Genomic DNA, 20022 nt, shown 5'->3' with positions numbered 1-20022 from the left:
TTTTATTTAACGCGGGAAGTAGCTCAGCTTGGTAGAGTACTTGGTTTGGGACCAAGGTGTCGCAGGTTCGAATCCTGTCTTCCCGATCGATTACGAGGATACTTTAGGGTATCTTTTTTTTATTTACTAAGGAGATTCTGAGAGTCTTCTTTTTTGTTTACGGAATAAATTTGTGTAAACTAGCAGTGCTTAAGGAATGGTACTAGTCATATATTTTCTTTAATTATGGTAAAATAGTAAGAGAATAATGTGAGGAAAATGAATGTCAAGTAAGTTTGAAATTTTAATGAATCAACTAGGAATCTCTGATCATTTAAAGCAGGATCCTGCTCTTGTTGATGCCAGAATTGAGCGTGTTGTGGTTCATAAAATTAGTAAGATTTGGGAATTTCATTTTGTATTTTCTAATATTTTACCGATTGAAATCTTTTTAGAGTTAAAGAAAGGGCTTGGTGAAGAATTTTCTAAGACAGGGAATCGAGCTGTTTTCGAAATCAAGGTTCTCTCTCTAGAATTTTCAAATGAACTCTTACAAGCCTACTATAGAGAGGCTTTTTCTGAAGGTCCGTGTGCAAGTCAAGGGTTTAAATCTCTTTACCAGAACTTGCAAGTTCGTGCGGAGGGAAATCAACTCATTATTGAAGGTTCAGAGGCGATTGATAAGGAGCACTTTAAGAAGAATCATCTTCCTAATTTGGCAAAGCAACTCGAAAAGTTTGGTTTTCCAGCTTTTGTATGTCAAATAGAAAAGAATGATGCTCTTACACAAGAGCAGGAGGAAGCCTTCCATACCGAGAATGAACAAATCGTTCAGGCTGCCAATGAGGAAGCGCTCCGGGCTATGGAGCAACTGGAACAAATGGCTCCTCCTCCAGTAGAAGAGAAGCCAGCCTTTGATTTTCACGCTAAAAAGGCTGCGGTCAAGCCTAAACTAGATAAGGCTGAAGTTACCCAGATGATCGACGTGACGACTGAGGAAAATCGCCTGGTCTTTGAAGGGGTCGTTTTTGATGTGGAGCATAAGGTGACCAGAACTGGTCGCGTTTTGATCAATTTTAAAATGACGGATTACACTTCAAGTTTTTCAATGCAAAAATGGGTTAAGAATGAGGAAGAGGCTCAGAAGTTTGACATCATTAAGAAGAATTCTTGGCTCCGAGTTCGTGGGAATGTGGAGATGAATAACTTCACACGTGATTTGACCATGAACGTCCAGGATGTGCAGGAAGTTGTTCACTATGAGCGGAAGGATTTGATGCCAGAAGGTGAGCGTCGGGTTGAGTTTCATGCTCATACCAACATGTCGACCATGGATGCTTTACCAGAGGTAGAGGAGATCGTTGCGACAGCTGCTAAGTGGGGACACAAGGCGGTTGCCATCACGGACCATGGAAATGTTCAATCTTTCCCACACGGCTATAAGGCGGCCAAGAAAGCTGGAATCCAGCTGATCTATGGAATGGAAGCCAATATTGTGGAGGACCGTGTCCCTATCGTTTACAACGAAGTGGAGATGGACTTGTCAGAAGCTACCTATGTGGTTTTTGATGTGGAAACGACGGGGCTTTCAGCCATCTATAATGACCTGATTCAGGTTGCGGCCTCTAAGATGTATAAGGGAAATGTTATTGCCGAATTTGATGAATTTATCAATCCTGGGCATCCCTTATCAGCCTTTACTACTGAATTAACAGGTATTACAGACGATCATGTCAAAAATGCCAAACCACTGGAACAAGTTTTACAAGAATTCCAAGAGTTTTGCAAGGATACAGTCTTAGTCGCCCACAATGCTACCTTTGACGTTGGCTTTATGAATGTCAACTATGAGCGTCATGGTCTGCCTAAGATTAGCCAGCCAGTTATCGATACGCTGGAGTTTGCTAGAAATCTCTATCCTGAGTATAAACGTCATGGTTTGGGGCCTTTGACCAAGCGTTTTGGTGTGGCACTTGAACACCACCACATGGCCAACTACGATGCGGAAGCTACTGGTCGTCTGCTCTTTATCTTTATCAAAGAGGTGGCCGAAAAACATGGTGTGACTGATCTGGCTAGACTGAATATTGATTTGATTAGTCCAGACTCTTATAAAAAAGCTCGGATCAAGCATGCGACCATCTATGTCAAGAATCAAGTTGGTTTAAAAAATATTTTTAAGCTGGTTTCTTTGTCCAATACCAAGTACTTTGAAGGGGTGCCACGGATTCCGAGAACGGTTCTAGATGCCCATCGGGAGGGCTTGATTTTAGGATCAGCTTGTTCAGAGGGTGAAGTTTTTGATGCAGTTGTTTCCCAAGGTGTGGATGCGGCGGTTGAAGTGGCCAAGTATTATGACTTTATCGAGGTCATGCCACCAGCTATCTATGCTCCCTTGATTGCCAAGGAGCAGGTCAAGGATATGGAGGAACTTCAGACCATTATCAAGAGCTTGATAGAGGTTGGAGATCGTCTTGGCAAGCCTGTTTTGGCTACGGGAAATGTCCACTATATTGAACCGGAAGAAGAGATTTACCGTGAAATTATTGTCCGTAGTTTGGGCCAGGGGGCTATGATTAACCGAACCATCGGTCATGGTGAACATGCCCAACCAGCACCGCTACCGAAGGCTCATTTTAGAACGACCAATGAAATGTTGGATGAATTTGCTTTCTTGGGAGAAGATTTAGCACGCAAATTAGTCATTGAAAACACCAATGCCTTGGCAGATATCTTTGAACCTGTTGAGGTTGTTAAGGGTGACTTGTACACACCTTTCATTGACAAGGCGGAAGAAACGGTCGCTGAGCTGACCTATAAGAAAGCCTTTGAGATTTATGGAAATCCGCTGCCAGATATTGTCGATTTGCGGATTGAAAAAGAATTAACTTCCATTCTGGGGAATGGATTTGCCGTGATTTATCTGGCATCGCAGATGCTGGTGCAACGTTCCAATGAACGGGGCTACTTGGTTGGTTCTCGTGGGTCTGTCGGGTCCAGTTTTGTTGCGACCATGATTGGGATCACGGAGGTTAACCCTCTCTCTCCTCATTATGTTTGTAGCCAGTGTCAGTACAGTGAATTTATCACGGATGGTTCTTATGGTTCAGGATTTGATATGCCCAATAAGGATTGTCCAAACTGCGGTCACAAACTCAGTAAGAATGGACAGGATATTCCCTTTGAAACCTTCCTTGGTTTTGATGGAGACAAGGTTCCCGATATTGACTTGAACTTCTCGGGAGAAGACCAGCCTAGCGCCCACTTGGATGTGCGTGATATCTTTGGTGAAGAATATGCCTTCCGTGCAGGAACGGTTGGTACGGTAGCTGCTAAGACTGCCTATGGATTTGTAAAAGGCTATGAGAGAGACTATGGGAAGTTTTATCGTGATGCAGAGGTGGAACGTCTTGCCCAAGGTGCTGCCGGTGTCAAGCGGACAACAGGACAACACCCAGGGGGAATCGTTGTTATTCCTAACTACATGGATGTTTACGACTTTACGCCTGTCCAGTATCCAGCGGATGATGTGACGGCTGAATGGCAGACCACTCACTTTAATTTCCACGATATTGATGAGAACGTCCTCAAACTCGATGTACTGGGACATGATGATCCGACCATGATTCGGAAACTTCAGGACTTGTCTGGGATTGACCCCAATGAAATTCCTATGGATGATGAAGGTGTTATGGCTCTCTTTTCTGGGACAGATGTACTAGGGGTAACACCTGAGCAAATCGGAACGCCGACGGGCATGCTGGGAATCCCAGAGTTTGGAACAAACTTTGTACGTGGGATGGTAGACGAAACGCATCCGACGACCTTTGCGGAATTGCTTCAGTTGTCTGGATTATCCCACGGTACCGATGTGTGGTTGGGAAATGCCCAGGATTTGATCAAGCAAGGAATTGCGGACCTATCGACTGTTATCGGTTGTCGGGACGACATCATGGTTTACCTCATGCATGCGGGTCTCGAGCCTAAGATGGCCTTTACCATCATGGAACGGGTACGTAAGGGCTTGTGGTTGAAGATTTCAGAAGAGGAGCGAAATGGCTATATCGAAGCCATGAAGGCCAATAAGGTGCCAGAGTGGTATATCGAGTCCTGTGGAAAAATCAAGTATATGTTCCCTAAAGCCCATGCGGCAGCCTACGTTATGATGGCCTTGCGCGTAGCCTACTTCAAGGTTCACCATCCCATTTATTACTACTGTGCTTACTTTTCAATCCGCGCTAAGGCTTTTGATATCAAGACCATGGGTGCGGGCTTGGACGCCATCAAGCGCAGAATGGAAGAAATCGCTGAAAAACGGAAGAACAATGAAGCCTCTAATGTGGAAATTGACCTCTATACCACTCTTGAGATTGTCAATGAGATGTGGGAACGTGGCTTTAAGTTTGGCAAGTTAGACCTCTATCGTAGTGATGCGACTGAATTCATCATTGACGGAGACACTCTTATCCCACCATTTGTAGCAATGGATGGTCTGGGAGAGAACGTTGCTAAGCAGTTGGTGCGTGCGCGTGAAGAGGGTGAGTTCCTCTCTAAGACAGAACTGCGCAAGCGTGGTGGACTTTCATCAACCTTGGTTGAAAAGATGGATGAAATGGGGATTCTCGGCAATATGCCAGAGGACAACCAGTTGAGTTTGTTTGATGATTTGTTTTAAAAAATTGCTTATTTTGATCAAGTGGACAAAAAATGTCCACTTGATTTGTTATAATTCTCTTAAAAATAAAAGAAAAGAGAGTATAATATGGTGAATCAAGAAATTTTAAATTCTAATGTGTCAATTGAAGAGGAAATTTATAATTTTGAAAAAGGCTTGAAAGATGATGGGAGTGATTGGACCGGATTTCCACAAATAGACTTAAAAGAAGATTCTCAATGTATTTACATTTGCGGTATTTCAGAGACTGACAGATGGCATTTGTTTTATACGTTAACTAAAATAAAACCTGCTACTCCAATAGCATCACTTGCATATTATCGAGTGAGAGATAATTTGATTTTTTCTAAACATAGTCAATGGATAAAAATGCAAATGGAGTATACAGAGTATGATTTGATTTTTCTGGATGGAGTTCAATTCTTGGGAGAGGCTGATCAAAGGGTACAGGAATACTGGATGCAGCAATTCAAAGAGAATAAGAAAAGAAGCAAACTCTTCATTGTATATTCAGACTGCTTACCCGAAGACTTAAAAAATATGGCTGAATCCGTAGTTGAGTTCTTCGAATCTGGCATAGTGGTACAGTTGAAATCATCTAAGGGCTAGTTTATTTTGCTTTAATCGTTTTGAATATAAAGTGCTAGTTAGACTATAGAAGTGATAAAAATGTACTGGAAATAATATTGTTTGAATAATATGTAGAAGGAAATTGCAAATGAATGATCAAGAGAGACTGCTAACGATTTTTTTACGTTTACAGTTTGGGACTCCGTTAGGAAAAAAGCAATTGGCTCAGGAATTTGAGGTTAGCGAAAAGACGATACAGAGAGATTTTTCACTACTCCGTGATATTTTATCTAGTAACACCAGTTATAGTGGAGATTTGCTTTATAATCGTAAAACGAATAAGTATTGTTTAGCAAGTAAGTCAGTTTTTAATAAAAAGGATATTCTCGTTATTTCAAAGATTTTATTGGAAAATCGAGCACTGAACAGACCAGAAATTGCTAGCTTACTAAATAAATTACTTGTCTTAGTTCCCCGTGATGATCAGAAAGAAATTGAGCAGATTATTGGCAGTGAAAAGCTTAACTATGCTCCCTTAACGGATCAACAAAATAGAATAGAGAAAATTTGGAATTTATCAGAAGCCATTATGAATGAACAGGTTCTAGATATTATCTATCAAAAACCTTATTCTGAATCTTCTAAGAGGCAGACTGTTTTGCCAGTCTCTCTTTATTATGATAGTCATTATTTCTATCTAGTTGTTTACCAGTTGAAACATGCTACTTATATTACTTTAAGAGTAGACCGCATCCAGTCATGGTCTCTTAGTGGTATAGAGAAACCCTCTATTTCTTATCGAGATAAATTTAGGGATGGTGACATTCGTAACGAGAGAGTAGATGCTTTTATCGGGAAGAAAATCAGTATTGAAATCGAGTATTTGTACGATCCGACGATTGTGATGGATCAATTTCCAAATGCAAAAATAGTTGGGAAAAATGGCGATTGGACTCATTTTAAGTTTGAAAGTCAGCACACACCGGGGCTTAAACGCTGGTTGCTGGGGCAAGGGGAAGCAGTTACTGTTTTGTCTCCTCGAATTTTAGTAGAGGATATGAAGCAAACAGTTAAAGAAATGATAGATAAATATAGATGAGGATAAAATGACTATTCAATTTACTTCTAAAAAGGTTGGAGAACTATTGAAAAAAGGGAATTTGCGAATTCCTTCTTATCAAAGACCATATAAATGGAACAGAAAACATATCCGTAATCTTTTTTATGATTTACGAGATGCTATGGGGAAAAAGGAATATCAGATTGGTTCCGTTATCTTGCATGAAAATGATAGATACTTAGATATTGTCGATGGACAGCAACGGCTAATTTCTATTTCCTTGTTTCTTCATTTATTAGATGATTTAGAGAATTATAAGGGTGCTAATCAACTGCTGAGTGCTGAATTTGGAGAGCTATCTTGCTATCATGCGAGTGAAAATTATAATGAGTGGGAAAATTTAACTCAATTGGTTGGTGAAAATCAGGCAAAAGATATTTGCAATTTTTTATTGGAAAATTGTTCTGTCTCCGTGATTACTATGCCACAGGAACGATTATCAGAGGCCTTTCAGCTATTTGATTCTCAGAATAATCGTGGAAAATCTTTAGAACCTCATGATTTGCTCAAAGCCTATCATCTTCGCAAGCAAGATTTCGAAGATGAAAAGATTGTTGAAAAATGGGAGCAATTTGTAGAAGATAAAGATTTAAGTCTCAAAGAGTTGTTTGATAAACATCTTTTCCGTATGAGACGTTGGTCGCGAGGAGAGACAGGATTAACAAACAAACGTTATGGATCTTATCTCCGTTTTACAGAGGATTTTATTGACGATTTTAAAGGCGTTGATTTGAATCAGAACTTTCCATATCTAGAATTGTATCGTCATATTGAAAAACTCCCCATGTCCATTACTATGCCAATCATTGATGGAAGTAAATTTTTTGAGTATATTGAATCGGTCCATTTTACCATTAAAGAGCATAAAAAAGTTTTAAATAAAAAGTTACGAGTCTCCAATGAGTCAGAGGGAGAAGAAAAAAATCTAGCTTACCCAGAAGGTATGTTGAATATTTACAATAGCTCAAAAGGACGCTACCTCAAGTGTCACAATATATTCCTAAATATTTGCTCGCTTTTTGCAGATAGATTTGGAAAAGATGAGCTATCAAAAGAGATAGTAGAGACCTTGTTTATTTGGTCTTATTACCCTAGAGTTAAGTCTAAAGCAATATATGATGCAACGGTAGGGAAATACGCTGCTGGTGGAAGGTTTAGACAAAAAGAGGCTCAAAAGCTATTTCAACTTTTATCTCATGCTGTCACTCCGAATGATTTCATGATCAAGATAGATAGAGAGCTATTTGAAAATTATACTGTGGACAAGATTATAGAAGAGGAAAAAGATAAATGGTAGAAACACATATAAGTTTATCAGTGAATCGTTTGTTAAATGAAGATACCTACGCTATTCCTCTTTATCAGAGAAATTTTGCTTGGACTTATGATGAGATTGAACAGTTATTGAATGACGTAGCAGATGCTTTTCAAGAAAATAGAGACAATTACTATATTGGAACATTAGTTGTTAATAAAGAGAAGGACATTTTCAAAATCATAGATGGGCAACAACGGACAACAGCTCTTAATTTGATTGCCTTAGCTTTGAAGCATGAGTTTGGTTTCGATAGATTGAAAGCTGTCAATCTTAAATTCCCAGCTAGGAAGAAATCAAATGAGAATATTCAATATCTATTTACCAAGCAAGAAATTTCAGAGGACGATGAAAATGAGCTGACTAGAGGCTACGGATATGCTAAAGATGCATTGAAAAAAGTGCTAGAGGAGCGCCGTATTGATTCTCAGTCTTTCGTCGATTATCTTTTTGAGAATGTCATCATTTTTCGGAGTATACTTCCTGAGGATTTAGATTTAAATCTTTATTTCGAACGTTTCAACTCTCGTGGAGAACAACTAGAAGCTCATGAGATTCTTAAGGCGCAAATGATGGCTAAGTTCGGTACAGATCAAGAAATGGCGCAAAAGTTTGCAAGAATTTGGGATGCCTGTGCAGAGTTTGATAAGCCGGTATCAAGTCAATTTAAGATGCGACGGAAGAGAGCAGATAATTTTCAAGAACGTGAACGTATTTTTGGATGGCACTTTTCAAATTACTCATTCCATAATATTTACGATGATATAGATTTTTATCAAAACGAAAGAAGAAAGTTATCAGATATATTAGGAAAAAAGATAAATGAAAAAAATATAGAATTAGAAAAAGATTTTGGTGATTATACCCAAGTTATCGATTTTCCAACCTTCCTACTCCATGTATTGGCAATTTGGGAAGGTAAGGATACCAGTGAGATTCAGTTAGACGATAAGAAACTTTTAACTTTATTTGATATAAAAAATAAAAATAAGACTTGGATTATTGAATTCAGTGAATTTCTTCTTAAAATAAAACATATTTTTGATAATTACATCGTTAGAAATTCAAATATGGATTCTTCAAGCAGAAATAAGGATGAGTGGTTTTTGCAGAAGGGTACTTATTATGAATACCAACCAAATGGAAAAGCAAAAGAGCATTACATAGTTGAGGAACGCTTTACTAAAAATACATTTTCAGATTTGGAAATTAACAAAAACATCATTCTTTTGCAATCGATGTTTGCTGTGACTTTCACTGCCAATCGTGATAGTCGTTGGTTATATGAAATTTTACAATTTCTCTACAGACATATTGAAGAACTAAATGATCAAAAATTTGGTGATTATTTTAAAAAATTTCTTGAAAAAATGGCAGTGACGTACGCAGAAGAAAGATTGTTTACTGAGGATAGAAGAATTAAGAAATATGGGGCAATTCCCGTTTATGCTTTTAACTTTGTAGATTATGTTTTATGGAAAAATCGTGCCGAATTAGAGAAAGAGTACAAGGATATTAATTTTGATAATTTCAAATTTGCTTATCGTCGCTCCATAGAACATTGGTATCCTCAGAATCCAAATGGACATGATGGAGAGAGCAAATTATCTGCTGAGTTTTTACATTCCTTTGGGAATCTTTGTATCATTACCGATAGTCAGAACTCTAGGTTTGGCAATTCCTATCCGGAAGCTAAATTAAAACAATGGGAAGAAGAAGGTATCTTTCCTCGTCAGAGTTTAAAATTACAGATGATGGCTGCCATAACGAAAAAGAATGATAAATGGGGTATTTGTGAGATTAAATCTATGGAAAAAGAAGTGGAAAGATATGTACACGACTTTTGTGATAGTTAATTAAAAGCAAGCTTAATTAGGCTTGTTTTTAAATTTACATCATATGTGATATACTAGTAACGGAGGACATTTCATGAAACTAAGAATTTTTGCGGAAGATAAGCCAGCTGAAAAGTTCTTTGACTATCAGTTAGAGCTGGCAGACGAAACAATTATCCTATCAACAGCACTATTATCGGGTGCCATTGCTTTAGCAGGATTATTTTCTGCTTTGAAGGAAAAATAACAAAAGAAAAGGAAGAATAGAATGGTTTTACCAAATTTTAAAGAAAATCTAGAAAAATATGCAAAATTATTGGTTGCGAATGGAATTAATGTGCAACCTGGTCACACCTTGGCTCTTTCTATCGATGTGGAGCAACGTGAGTTGGCTCACTTAATCGTCAAAGAAGCCTATGCACTTGGAGCTCACGAAGTTATTGTTCAATGGGCAGATGACTTTGTAAACCGTGAGAAATTCCTCCACGCGCCAATGGAGCGTTTGGACAATGTGCCAGAATACAAGATTGCTGAGATGAATTACCTTCTTGAAAACAAAGCGAGTCGTCTCGGTGTCCGTTCTTCTGACCCAGGTGCCTTGAACGGAGTGGACGCTGAAAAGCTTTCAGCTTCTGCTAAAGCTATGGGCCTTGCCATGAAGCCAATGCGTATCGCAACACAATCCAACAAGGTTAGCTGGACAGTGGCTGCCGCTGCTGGACTTGAATGGGCTAAGAAGGTCTTTCCAAATGCAGCAAGTGACGAAGAAGCAGTGGACCTCCTTTGGGACCAAATTTTCAAAACTTGCCGTGTCTACGAAGAAGATCCCGTTAAGGCTTGGGAAGAGCATGCTGCTATCCTCAAGAGCAAGGCAGAAATGCTCAATAAAGAACAATTCTCAGCCCTTCACTACACAGCGCCAGGGACAGATTTGACTCTTGGTTTGCCGAAGAACCACGTTTGGGAATCAGCTGGTGCTATCAATGCGCAGGGAGAAGGGTTCTTGCCAAATATGCCGACAGAAGAAGTCTTTACGGCCCCTGACTTCCGTCGTGCAGATGGCTATGTCACTTCTACAAAACCACTGAGCTATAATGGAAATATCATTGAAGGGATTAAAGTAACTTTCAAGGGTGGTCAGATTGTTGATATTACAGCTGAAAAAGGAGATCAAGTTATGAAAGATCTTGTCTTTGAAAATGCTGGTGCGCGTGCCTTGGGTGAATGCGCCTTGGTACCAGATCCAAGCCCAATTTCTCAGTCAGGGATTACCTTCTTTAACACCCTTTTTGATGAAAATGCTTCAAACCACTTGGCTATCGGTGCTGCCTATGCGACCAGCGTTGTTGGTGGAGCAGAGATGAGCGAAGAAGAGCTTGAAGCTGCAGGACTTAACCGTTCAGATGTTCACGTTGACTTTATGATTGGCTCTAACCAAATGGATATCGATGGTATCCGTGAGGATGGAACACGCGTACCCCTCTTCCGTAATGGAGACTGGGCAATTTAAGGAGAAGCTATGCTTGGAAGTATGTTTGTTGGTCTCCTAGTGGGGCTCTTGGCAGGTGCTTTGACCAATCGTGGGGAAAGCATGGGATGCTTTGGAAAAATGTTTCTCGGCTGGATTGGTGCCTTTTTGGGCCACTTGCTTTTCGGAACTTGGGGTCCAATTATAGCAGGAACGGCCATTATCCCAGCTATTTTAGGAGCTATGCTTGTCTTGGCTATTTTCTGGAGACGAGGAAGTTAGTTTCTTGAAAAATTAGAAAAAAGGAGGTTGGTCACTTGGGCAGCCTCCTTTTGAGTATGATATAATAGTTCTATGAGATTAGATAAATTTTTAGTTGCCTGTGCTGTGGGGAGTCGGACAGAAGTCAAAAACTTGCTCAAGGCTGGGCGCGTGACGGTAAATGGTAAAAAAGAAAAGTCAGCTAAACTGCAGATTAATGAAGAAAGAGATGAGATTCGCTTTGATGGCCAAGTGCTAGAGTATGAAGAGTTTGTCTACTACATGATGAACAAGCCCCAAGGAGTCATTTCAGCAACTGAAGATACCAAACATAGAACAGTTTTAGACTTGTTAGATGACTATGCTCGCGCCAAGGAAGTTTTTCCTGTCGGGCGCTTGGATATTGACACGCATGGTCTTCTGCTCTTGACCAATGACGGTCAGCTGGCCCATGCCCTTCTTTCACCCAAACGTCATGTGGATAAGACCTATTTGGCTCAAGTCGAAGGCATCATGAGCCAAGAAGATGTGGATACATTTGCCAAGGGCATTTCGCTCAAGGACTTTACCTGCCAGCCAGCTAAATTGGAGCTTGTGTCGGTAGATTCAGTAAAGAATCAAAGTCTGGTTCGTGTGACCATTGCTGAAGGGAAGTTTCATCAGGTTAAACGCATGGTAGCATACTGTGGTAAGGAAGTCGTGGACTTGCAACGTTTGACGATGGGAACTTTAGTTTTGGATGAGAACTTAGAACGAGGAGAATGGCGTCGCCTGACCAGGGAGGAGTTAGAGAATCTCCTTGCTAGTATTGCTTAGTTTGGATTATGTTAGAAAAGGTGAGGGAGAATGTCCTTGCCTTTTTCGTTTTTCAGTTGCTTCATTTGTGAAAAGAGTTATAATAGACAGTAGAATAAAAGGAGGAATCTATGAACGCGATTCAAGAATCATTTACAGATAAACTTTTTGCCAACTATGAAGCAAATGTCAAATACCAAGCGATCGAAAATGCTGCCAGCCATAACGGAATTTTTGCAGCCCTAGAACGTCGCCAAAGCCATGTAGACAATACACCTGTTTTCTCATTGGATTTGACCAAGGACAAGGTTACTAACCAGAAAGCGTCTGGTCGTTGCTGGATGTTTGCAGCTCTCAACACCTTCCGTCACAAACTCATTTCTCAATATAAATTGGAAAACTTTGAATTGTCACAAGCCCACACTTTCTTCTGGGACAAGTATGAAAAATCTAACTGGTTCTTGGAGCAAGTCATTGCGACTGCAGATCAAGAATTGACGAGCCGTAAGGTTAGCTTCCTACTCCAAACTCCACAACAAGACGGTGGACAGTGGGATATGGTCGTGGCCCTCTTTGAAAAATATGGTGTCGTTCCTAAGTCAGTTTACCCTGAGTCTGTTTCATCTAGTAATAGCCGTGAGCTCAATGCAATTCTTAACAAATTGCTTCGCCAAGATGCCCAAATCTTGCGTGACTTGCTCGCTTCTGGTGCTGACCAAGCGACTGTTCAAGCTAAGAAAGAAGACCTCTTGCAAGAAATCTTTAACTTCCTTGCTATGTCACTAGGTCTTCCACCGCGTAAATTTGACTTTGCTTATCGCGATAAGGATGATAACTACCAAAGCGAAAAGGGTATCACGCCACAAGAGTTTTACAAGAAATATGTCAATCTTCCTCTAGAAGACTACGTTTCTGTTATCAATGCTCCAACTGCTGACAAGCCTTACGGTAAATCTTACACAGTTGAGATGTTGGGAAATGTGGTTGGTAGCCGTGCAGTTCGTTACATCAACGTACCAATGGAGCGCTTAAAAGAATTGGCGATTGCCCAAATGCAAACAGGAGAAACTGTTTGGTTTGGTTCAGATGTCGGCCAGCTCAGCAACCGCAAAGCTGGAATCCTTGCGACTGATGTTTATGACTTTGAATCAAGCATGGATATTCAACTGACTCAAGACAAGGCTGGACGTTTGGACTACAGCGAAAGTTTGATGACCCACGCCATGGTCTTGACAGGTGTGGACTTGGACGAAAATGGCAAGTCAACCAAGTGGAAAGTTGAAAACTCATGGGGAGACAAGGTCGGTGCAGATGGTTACTTTGTCGCCTCAGACGCTTGGATGGACGAATACACTTACCAAATCGTTGTCCGTAAAGAATTGCTGACAGCAGAAGAACAAGCTGCCTATGAAGCAGAACCAATCGTACTTGCACCATGGGATCCAATGGGAGCCTTGGCAGAATAAAGCATAAAGAAAAGAGGTTAGGGGAATCCTAGCCTCTTTTTAAGTTCTTCTTGAAGTGGCGATAGGTGATGCTTGCCAAGGGAGTTCTCCTTATTTTGAGTCTTTAAGTGACAGAGAAAAAGATATGTGTTACTATAGTAGTACAAAAGGATATCGGAGTAGAAATGAAGTATTTAAGCAGTCAAGACATCAAGGATCGTCAACGAAATATCAGCGACATTAAACCCTACAAAACAACCAAGGAAATCGTCGTTTCAAATATCTTTACCTTCTTTAATGCCATGAACCTGGCTCTGGCAGTTCTGGTAGCCACAACCTTGCGATTTGAGAACATGCTCTTTTTAGGTGTGATTGCTATCAATACAGCTATCGGGATTTTCCAAGAAGTGCGTTCAAAAAATGCTTTGGAAAAGCTAAGTTTGCTTGGTAAAAGTAAGTACAAGGTCAATCGAGATGGTCAAACGATCGAGATTGATCCAGAAGACATCGTTCTGGGGGAATATCTGCATCTCAATCTGGGAGATCAGGTACCTGTCGATGCAGAAGTGCTTGAAGGAACGATCGAAGTGGATGAGTCCTTGCTGACTGGTGAGAGTGATTCAGTCTTTAAAACAGCAGGTGACAAGCTGATGAGCGGAAGCAATGTCGTTAGCGGTACTTGTCTGGTCACGGCGACGGCGGTCGGACCCGATAGTTATATCAACAAACTCGCAAAATCCAGCAAGGAATTCAAAAAATACCCTTCTCAACTACGCGATTACATGGATAAGATTTTAAAAATCGTCTCGATCTTGCTGGTGCCAGTTGCCATTCTGCTCTATGTCAGAGGTTTTAGTCTAGGACGGTCTTATGTTGAAATTGTTTTAGGAAGTTCAGGTGCCTTGGTCGGCATGATTCCAGAGGGTTTGATTCTCTTGGTTAGTGTGTCCCTAGCAGTAGCAGCCATGAAGCTGGCTAAAAAGAAGGTTCTGGTACAGGAGCTATACTGTGTAGAGACCTTGGCGCGAGTAGATATTCTTTGTTTTGATAAGACGGGAACTATCACGACGGGGAATATGAAGGTCCAAGAAATGGATGCTAATGTAGCAGAGAAACTATCTTCTTATTTGGCTTATTTCGAAGATGAAAATGCAACTTCCCGAGCTCTGAAGACTTACTTAACCTGTGAGAAAAAGTGGGAAGTTCAAGAAGTCGGTGCATTTTCAAGTAAAAATAAGTATTCCTTTGTCCAAGTAAAAGAGGGTGGGACCTATTTCTTCGGAGCCTATGAGTTTCTAGGCTTTACCCAGCCGATGGATGCCTACTATGAACATCTAAAACAGCAAGGTTTTCGAATCTTAACACTCGCTCATAGCAGGGACCAGATTACGAGTCCAGCTAATGTGGAACTACTAGGCCACGTCGTTTTGTCAGATGAGATTAAGGACAATACCAAGGAAACCTTTGACTATTTCGAATCTCAAGGTGTTGAAGTGAAGATTATCAGTGGTGATAATCATGTGGCTGTATATGGGGTGGCTCGTAAGGCAGGTTTTAAGGAAGAAGCCCGTGCGATTGATATGACCAAGGTGAGTGATGACGACTTTGAAAGAGTGGTCTTGGAACACGAAATATTTGGACGTGTGACACCTGAACAGAAGCAAAAGATGGTATCTATTTTGCAAAATGCTGGTAAAACAGTTGCCATGAGCGGTGACGGGGTCAATGATGTTCTGGCTCTCAAGAAAGCAGATATCAGCTTTGCCATGAAGGGGGCTACGAGTGCAGCCAAAAGTGTATCCAATATTGTTTTTCTCACTGATGACTTTGCAGTATTTTATGATATCTTGATGGAAGGACGCCGGGTCATCAATAACATCCAAAAGGTAGCCTCTCTTTTTCTAACAAAGACCTTCTTCTCCATCGTTTTTGCCATTTTGAGTGTGGTATTTGGTTTGGAATTTGCCTTTATCCCCATTCAGTTTACAATCATTTCAGCCATTACGATTGGGATTCCATCCTTCTTCCTGACTTTTGAGTCCAATAAAGAAAAGGTTAGCACTCACTTTATGAGAGATATCCTAACCAACGCGGCGATTGGTGGTGGCGTTCTGGTTGCTAGTGTTCTTTTGACCAATTTCTTTATCACTGTCCCAGGTCAGGTCAAATTTATTTGCTTCCTCCTTGCCCTGATCAATGGTCTGTGTCTAGTTGCCAAGGTCAGCTTGCCTTTTAATCGATACAAGATGCTTTTGCTCACGTTTTTGAGCCTTGCAGCCCTTGTTGGTGTACTTGCCAATACTTTTATCCTACAGGGAGCTTTTGTGCCTTTAGAAGCCAAACAGCTACTCTATGTTGCCATACTAGCAGTGGTGATTGGGTGCTTTCATTATCTTACTAGGAGAAAAAGTTGATACATAAAAAGAATCAGGTTTAATCCTGATTCTTTTTTGTTTATATATTCTCACCGAGATTACATGATACCGAAGAAACGAGCTGCGATACCAACTGCAAAGAGGGCAAGGATGATTGTGATTGGAGATACTTTTTTCTTAAGCAACCACATGCAAAGGAAAGTAAGGAGAAGTCCCATCAATCCTGGAATCAATGAGTCCAACTGACCTTGAAGCGTTTGTGGTTGAACTCTATCTAGGCTCATACCACTAAGCGCTTGACCAAGAATGCCCTTCAACTCAGCTCCTGTAACAGGACCTTCTGGGAAGTTGATGTAGGCACCTTCTGACAATTGTTTGCCTGGAAGGTTGATAGTGAAGTTGATGGATACCCAACGTTGTACAAGAACGGCAAGGATGAACATACCAAGGATAGAAGCACCTTTAGTGATGTCTTTCAAGATACCACCAGACATGTCTTTAGTGATCTCAGATCCAGCTTTGTAACCGAACTCTTGTGTGTACCATAGGAAGGCCATACGGATAGCATTCCATCCGAAGAAGAAGAGAAGTGGACCAACAAGGTTACCAGATGCAGCAAGTGATGCACCAAGAGCTCCAAGGATAGGACGAACTGTAAACCAGAATACTGGGTCACCGATACCAGCAAGAGGTCCCATCATACCGATTTTAACCCCTTGGATAGCCGCGTCGTCGATTTCAACACCGTTAGCGCGCTCTTCTTCAAGTGCAAGAGTAACCCCCATGATTGGAGCAGCGACGTATGGGTGAGTGTTGAAGAATTCAAGGTGGCGCTCAAGAGCAGCCGCTTGGTCTTCTTTTTTAGTGTACAATTTTTTGATAGCTGGGATCAATGAGTAAGCCCAACCCAAGTTTTGCATACGTTCGTAGTTCCAAGAACCTTGAAGGAATTGTGAACGCCACCAAACTTTTTGACGATCTGATTTTGATAATTGAATTTTTTCAGCCATGATTGATCCCCTTTCTAGTAGTCTTCTAGGATATCACCGATTGGGTCGTTAGAAGTCGCAGCTCCGCCGCCACCGTTTCCACCTTGTTTTGTAAGGTTAAGGTAGATGAAGGCAAGGGCAACACCGATGACACCAAGGGCAATCAAAGTCAATTGAGAGATTGCTGCAAGAGCAAAACCGATAGCGAAGAATGGCCATACTTCACGAGTTGCCATCATGTTGATAACCATAGCATAACCTACGGCAACGACCATAGCACCACCGACAGCCATACCACCGTTCAACCAGTCTGGCATCAAACCAAGAGCGTCTTGAACAGCAGAAGCTGGGATAGCGATAAGGAAGGCAGCAGGGATTGCAATACGAAGACCTTGAAGAAGAAGTGCAACAAAGTGAGCACGTTCAACAGCCGCAATATTTCCGTCTTTAGCAGCAGCGTCAGCAGTGTGAACCAAGGCAACTGAGATTGTACGAACAATCATAGTCAAGAAAAGTCCAGCTACGGCAAGAGGGATAGCTGTTGCCGTAGCAACGGCGATACCTTCAGTAGTAAAGTTACCACCTTTGATCAAGATGATTGCTGCCGCAACAGATGCAAGAGCAGCGTCAGGAGCTACGGCAGCTCCGATGTTTGCCCAACCAAGGGCAATCATTTGAAGTGATCCACCAAGCATAACACCTGCTTCGAGGTTACCAGTTGCAAGTCCGATAAGGGTACATGCGACGATTGGTTGATGGAATTGGAATTGGTCGAGGATACCTTCAAGACCTGCAAGGAAGGCAACAACTACAACCAAGATAGCAGAAATGATTGAAATATCTGACATGGTTTTATTCCTTTTCTATTTAGTTTTAATAAAGTATTTAATCCTGTTTTCAAAAATGATAGAAACAGATTAAAATTATTGAACGTTTGCTTTCTTAATCAAGTCAAACAAATCTTTTTTCGTGTCGTTTGGTACTTTACGTACGTCAAATTCAACACCGAGGTCACGCATTTTTTCAAAGGTTGCAACGTCTTCTTTGTCCATAGACAAAACGTTGTTAATCATTGTTTTACCTGTTGAGTGAGCCATAGAACCAACGTTAAGAGTCTTGATTGGCACGCCACCTTCGATTGCACGAAGTGCATCTTGTGGTGTTTCAAACAAGATAAGGGCATGAGTGTCACCGAAACGTGGGTCTTTTGCAACGTCAATCAATTTTTGAATTGGAACAACGTTGGCTTTTACTCCGTTTGGAGCTGCTTGTTTAATCAATTCTTTACGCAAGTCGTCGTTAGCAACGTTATCTGAAGCAACGATGATACGGTTTGCTTTTGAATCTGGAGTCCAAGCAGTCGCAACCTGACCGTGAAGTAGACGAGTGTCTAGACGAGCAAGGTTGATTTTCAGTTTACCGTCACCGATAACAGTTCCTTCTGGAATAGCAGCTTGTGCGGCAGGAGCAGCTGCAGCAGTTGCAACTTCCTCAACTGGGTTAAGCTCTTCTGGAAGAGCCTTGATGCCATCTTTGGCTTCTTTAATGATATTCGCAGCGACTTTATCCACACCTGCATTCGCGTCCATAAGGCGCTCTGTGTAGGCTTGGATCAACATCGGCAAGTTCAGTCCTGTGATGATGGCAAATTTACGTTCTGGATTTTCTCCCATCACGCGGCTAGCTTGGTTGAATGGAGATCCACTCCAAAGGTCAGCCAATACTAGAACCTCATCTTCTGCGTCAAATGCAGCCACAGCGTTGTTGAATTTAGCGTAAAGGTCATCTGGACCTTCATTTGGCATAAAGGTTACAACTTGAACCTTTTCTTGTTCACCAAAGATCATAGATCCTGACTGATGAATACCCGCAGCAAATTCGCCGTGGCTCGCAATAATGATTCCGATACTCATTATTGTCATTCCTCCTTATAAAATGTTTGACTATATGTTTAAGAAAACTTTAAGCCTAACTTTAAGTATAAACCGTTTTCATATAAAAATCAACTACTTTTTCTAAAAAAATGTAAAAGTTTTCATAGAATGACTTTTTAAAAATATTAATATATCAATGTTTTTGGGAGATAAATGAAAATGGTAATGGAAAATTTAATATAAAAATACAGAAAATAAGTCGCTTTTGTGAAAACAAAATGAAAACAAAAAGGAAAGATTGCGACCATGCAATCTTCCCTTTTATAGGAATAAATTTTGTAAAGCGTGGGCAACTCCATCTTCTTCGTTGGTCAGAGGAAGTTGTTCGTCTGCATATGGAAGAAGAGCAGGATTGGCGTTTTTCATAGCATATCCCTTGCTTGCAAATGCCAACATTTCAGTGTCATTATGCTCATCACCAAAGGCGATTAAGTCTTTTTTATCACGATTCATCACATTGAGCAAGTACTCTAGAGCAAAGGCCTTGTTTACACCCTTGGGAGTACACTCGAGGATGTTGAGGGGACCGCCCCATGTATTGATAGCTAGTTGGTGCTGATAAAAACGATTCATTTCGTCCGCTAAAGCGTATTTGTCTTCAGCCCTTGTTTGCAAGAGGATGCAGTTGGGATCTTTGGTTACTCGTTCAGGTTTGAATTGATTTTCTGGCCGGAAGTTCTCTACGCCAAATAGTTTAGGATCTGCAATTTCTTCATTCGGTGTCGTGATATAGAATTTTTTTCGATATTCTCCTGCAATAAAATCAGCCTGGATGTCCTCCGTGCGTTTGACCATGTCTAGGAGGTATTTTTTGTCCAAGGTCAAGCACTTTTCATGCGCCCAAGCCTGTCCTGGTAGATGGGTAAGGGAACCATTAAAGTTAATCATGGGAGTATGCAATTCTAGCTCACGGTAGAAATCTTTTGCCATACGATACGGACGTCCCGTCGTGATGATAACATGGTGTCCTTTTTCTGAAATTTTTTTGATCGTCTCTTTGGTGAAATCGGAGAGCTTGCTTTCACTATTCAGCAGGGTTCCGTCCAAATCGACTGCGATAATTTTGTTAGTCATATAAACCTTCCTAGTCGTTTCCAGATAAGATGTCTTCTATTATATCAAAAAGAAGGAAGAAAAGCAGATAAGAACAAAAACTACAGTTGCTTTGATTTATTAAATAAATCAAACAAACATATTGAAAAGGTGAATGATAAATGATATAATACTCATATTGTTCGTAAAAAACAAAAGGAGATTAAAA

The 20022-nt window shown here is 40.8% G+C and carries 15 protein-coding genes and 1 tRNA gene; 12 read left to right on the top strand and 4 right to left on the bottom strand.

All coding sequences use genetic code 11. The features are described 5' to 3' along the window. The first annotated feature begins 12 nt into the window (after positions 1-12). From O3655_RS06600 to O3655_RS06545, 12 genes are all read left to right on the top strand, one after another. Positions 13-86: transfer RNA gene (locus O3655_RS06600), tRNA-Pro, on the top strand. Positions 87-262: 176 nt separating this feature from the next. Continuing rightward, positions 263-4654: a PolC-type DNA polymerase III gene (locus tag O3655_RS06595; RefSeq protein WP_371641253.1), complete on the top strand. Its 4392-nt coding sequence runs from the start codon at positions 263-265 to the stop codon at positions 4652-4654. Positions 4655-4741: 87 nt separating this feature from the next. Then, the gene (locus O3655_RS06590) at positions 4742-5263 is read left to right on the top strand and encodes a DnaA ATPase domain-containing protein (protein ID WP_000247995.1); all 522 of its coding nucleotides are present in this window, start codon (positions 4742-4744) and stop codon (positions 5261-5263) included. A gap of 109 nt (positions 5264-5372) precedes the next feature. After that, positions 5373-6323, top strand: a complete 951-nt coding sequence (locus tag O3655_RS06585; protein WP_084944094.1) for a YafY family protein — start codon at positions 5373-5375, stop codon at positions 6321-6323. 7 nt (positions 6324-6330) lie between these two features. Then, positions 6331-7641, top strand: coding sequence for a DUF262 domain-containing protein (locus O3655_RS06580; protein WP_049479442.1), 1311 nt, complete (start codon positions 6331-6333; stop codon positions 7639-7641). Beyond that, positions 7635-9515, top strand: a complete 1881-nt coding sequence (locus O3655_RS06575) for a DUF262 domain-containing protein (RefSeq protein WP_371641252.1) — start codon at positions 7635-7637, stop codon at positions 9513-9515. Before O3655_RS06580 ends, O3655_RS06575 begins: the two co-directional genes overlap by 7 nt. Positions 9516-9588: 73 nt before the next feature. Further along, on the top strand, positions 9589-9741 hold the full coding sequence (locus O3655_RS06570; RefSeq protein ID WP_049479444.1) for a hypothetical protein: 153 nt from the start codon (positions 9589-9591) through the stop codon (positions 9739-9741). A gap of 21 nt (positions 9742-9762) precedes the next feature. After that, positions 9763-11004 carry an aminopeptidase gene (locus O3655_RS06565; protein ID WP_049479445.1) on the top strand — a complete coding sequence of 414 codons (1242 nt, stop codon included), beginning with the start codon at positions 9763-9765 and terminating at the stop codon, positions 11002-11004. Positions 11005-11013: 9 nt separating this feature from the next. Beyond that, a complete protein-coding gene (locus tag O3655_RS06560; protein ID WP_049477767.1) occupies positions 11014-11244 on the top strand; it encodes a GlsB/YeaQ/YmgE family stress response membrane protein in 231 nt (76 codons plus the stop codon). 72 nt (positions 11245-11316) lie between these two features. Then, the gene (locus tag O3655_RS06555; protein ID WP_002879637.1) at positions 11317-12039 is read left to right on the top strand and encodes a pseudouridine synthase; all 723 of its coding nucleotides are present in this window, start codon (positions 11317-11319) and stop codon (positions 12037-12039) included. A 110-nt stretch (positions 12040-12149) separates the two neighbouring features. Further along, positions 12150-13484: an aminopeptidase C gene (gene pepC / locus O3655_RS06550; RefSeq protein WP_033605605.1), complete on the top strand. Its 1335-nt coding sequence runs from the start codon at positions 12150-12152 to the stop codon at positions 13482-13484. Positions 13485-13648: 164 nt separating this feature from the next. After that, on the top strand, positions 13649-15877 hold the full coding sequence (locus O3655_RS06545) for an HAD-IC family P-type ATPase (RefSeq protein WP_033605604.1): 2229 nt from the start codon (positions 13649-13651) through the stop codon (positions 15875-15877). A gap of 59 nt (positions 15878-15936) precedes the next feature. Here the strand turns inward: O3655_RS06545 and O3655_RS06540 are convergent, their stop codons facing one another. The 4 genes from O3655_RS06540 to O3655_RS06525 form a co-directional block, all read right to left on the bottom strand. Further along, on the bottom strand, positions 15937-16848 hold the full coding sequence (locus O3655_RS06540) for a PTS system mannose/fructose/sorbose family transporter subunit IID (protein ID WP_000818322.1): 912 nt from the start codon (positions 16846-16848) through the stop codon (positions 15937-15939). 14 nt (positions 16849-16862) lie between these two features. Continuing rightward, entirely contained in the window at positions 16863-17675 is an 813-nt protein-coding gene (locus O3655_RS06535) for a PTS mannose/fructose/sorbose transporter subunit IIC (protein ID WP_042903130.1), read from the bottom strand. 75 nt (positions 17676-17750) lie between these two features. Further along, entirely contained in the window at positions 17751-18740 is a 990-nt protein-coding gene (locus tag O3655_RS06530) for a PTS sugar transporter subunit IIB (RefSeq protein ID WP_042903131.1), read from the bottom strand. 282 nt (positions 18741-19022) lie between these two features. Next, a complete protein-coding gene (locus O3655_RS06525) occupies positions 19023-19835 on the bottom strand; it encodes a Cof-type HAD-IIB family hydrolase (RefSeq protein ID WP_049477763.1) in 813 nt (270 codons plus the stop codon). Positions 19836-20022 lie beyond the last annotated feature (187 nt).

The organism is Streptococcus sp. 27098_8_70, assembly GCF_041432215.1.
GTDB classification, from domain to species: domain Bacteria; phylum Bacillota; class Bacilli; order Lactobacillales; family Streptococcaceae; genus Streptococcus; species Streptococcus oralis_CP.
This window is presented reverse-complemented; position numbering and strand designations above follow the sequence as displayed.

Bases quoted from the DNA above. Each gene is read 5' to 3' on its own strand.
- O3655_RS06595 (WP_371641253.1), top strand. From the start codon at position 263: ATGTCAAGTAAGTTTGAAATTTTAATGAATCAACTAGGAATCTCTGAT.
- O3655_RS06590 (WP_000247995.1), top strand. From the start codon at position 4,742: ATGGTGAATCAAGAAATTTTAAATTCTAATGTGTCAATTGAAGAGGAA.
- O3655_RS06585 (WP_084944094.1), top strand. From the start codon at position 5,373: ATGAATGATCAAGAGAGACTGCTAACGATTTTTTTACGTTTACAGTTT.
- O3655_RS06580 (WP_049479442.1), top strand. From the start codon at position 6,331: ATGACTATTCAATTTACTTCTAAAAAGGTTGGAGAACTATTGAAAAAA.
- O3655_RS06575 (WP_371641252.1), top strand. From the start codon at position 7,635: ATGGTAGAAACACATATAAGTTTATCAGTGAATCGTTTGTTAAATGAA.
- O3655_RS06570 (WP_049479444.1), top strand. From the start codon at position 9,589: ATGAAACTAAGAATTTTTGCGGAAGATAAGCCAGCTGAAAAGTTCTTT.
- O3655_RS06565 (WP_049479445.1), top strand. From the start codon at position 9,763: ATGGTTTTACCAAATTTTAAAGAAAATCTAGAAAAATATGCAAAATTA.
- O3655_RS06560 (WP_049477767.1), top strand. From the start codon at position 11,014: ATGCTTGGAAGTATGTTTGTTGGTCTCCTAGTGGGGCTCTTGGCAGGT.
- O3655_RS06555 (WP_002879637.1), top strand. From the start codon at position 11,317: ATGAGATTAGATAAATTTTTAGTTGCCTGTGCTGTGGGGAGTCGGACA.
- pepC (WP_033605605.1), top strand. From the start codon at position 12,150: ATGAACGCGATTCAAGAATCATTTACAGATAAACTTTTTGCCAACTAT.
- O3655_RS06545 (WP_033605604.1), top strand. From the start codon at position 13,649: ATGAAGTATTTAAGCAGTCAAGACATCAAGGATCGTCAACGAAATATC.
- O3655_RS06540 (WP_000818322.1), bottom strand. From the start codon at position 16,848: ATGGCTGAAAAAATTCAATTATCAAAATCAGATCGTCAAAAAGTTTGG.
- O3655_RS06535 (WP_042903130.1), bottom strand. From the start codon at position 17,675: ATGTCAGATATTTCAATCATTTCTGCTATCTTGGTTGTAGTTGTTGCC.
- O3655_RS06530 (WP_042903131.1), bottom strand. From the start codon at position 18,740: ATGAGTATCGGAATCATTATTGCGAGCCACGGCGAATTTGCTGCGGGT.
- O3655_RS06525 (WP_049477763.1), bottom strand. From the start codon at position 19,835: ATGACTAACAAAATTATCGCAGTCGATTTGGACGGAACCCTGCTGAAT.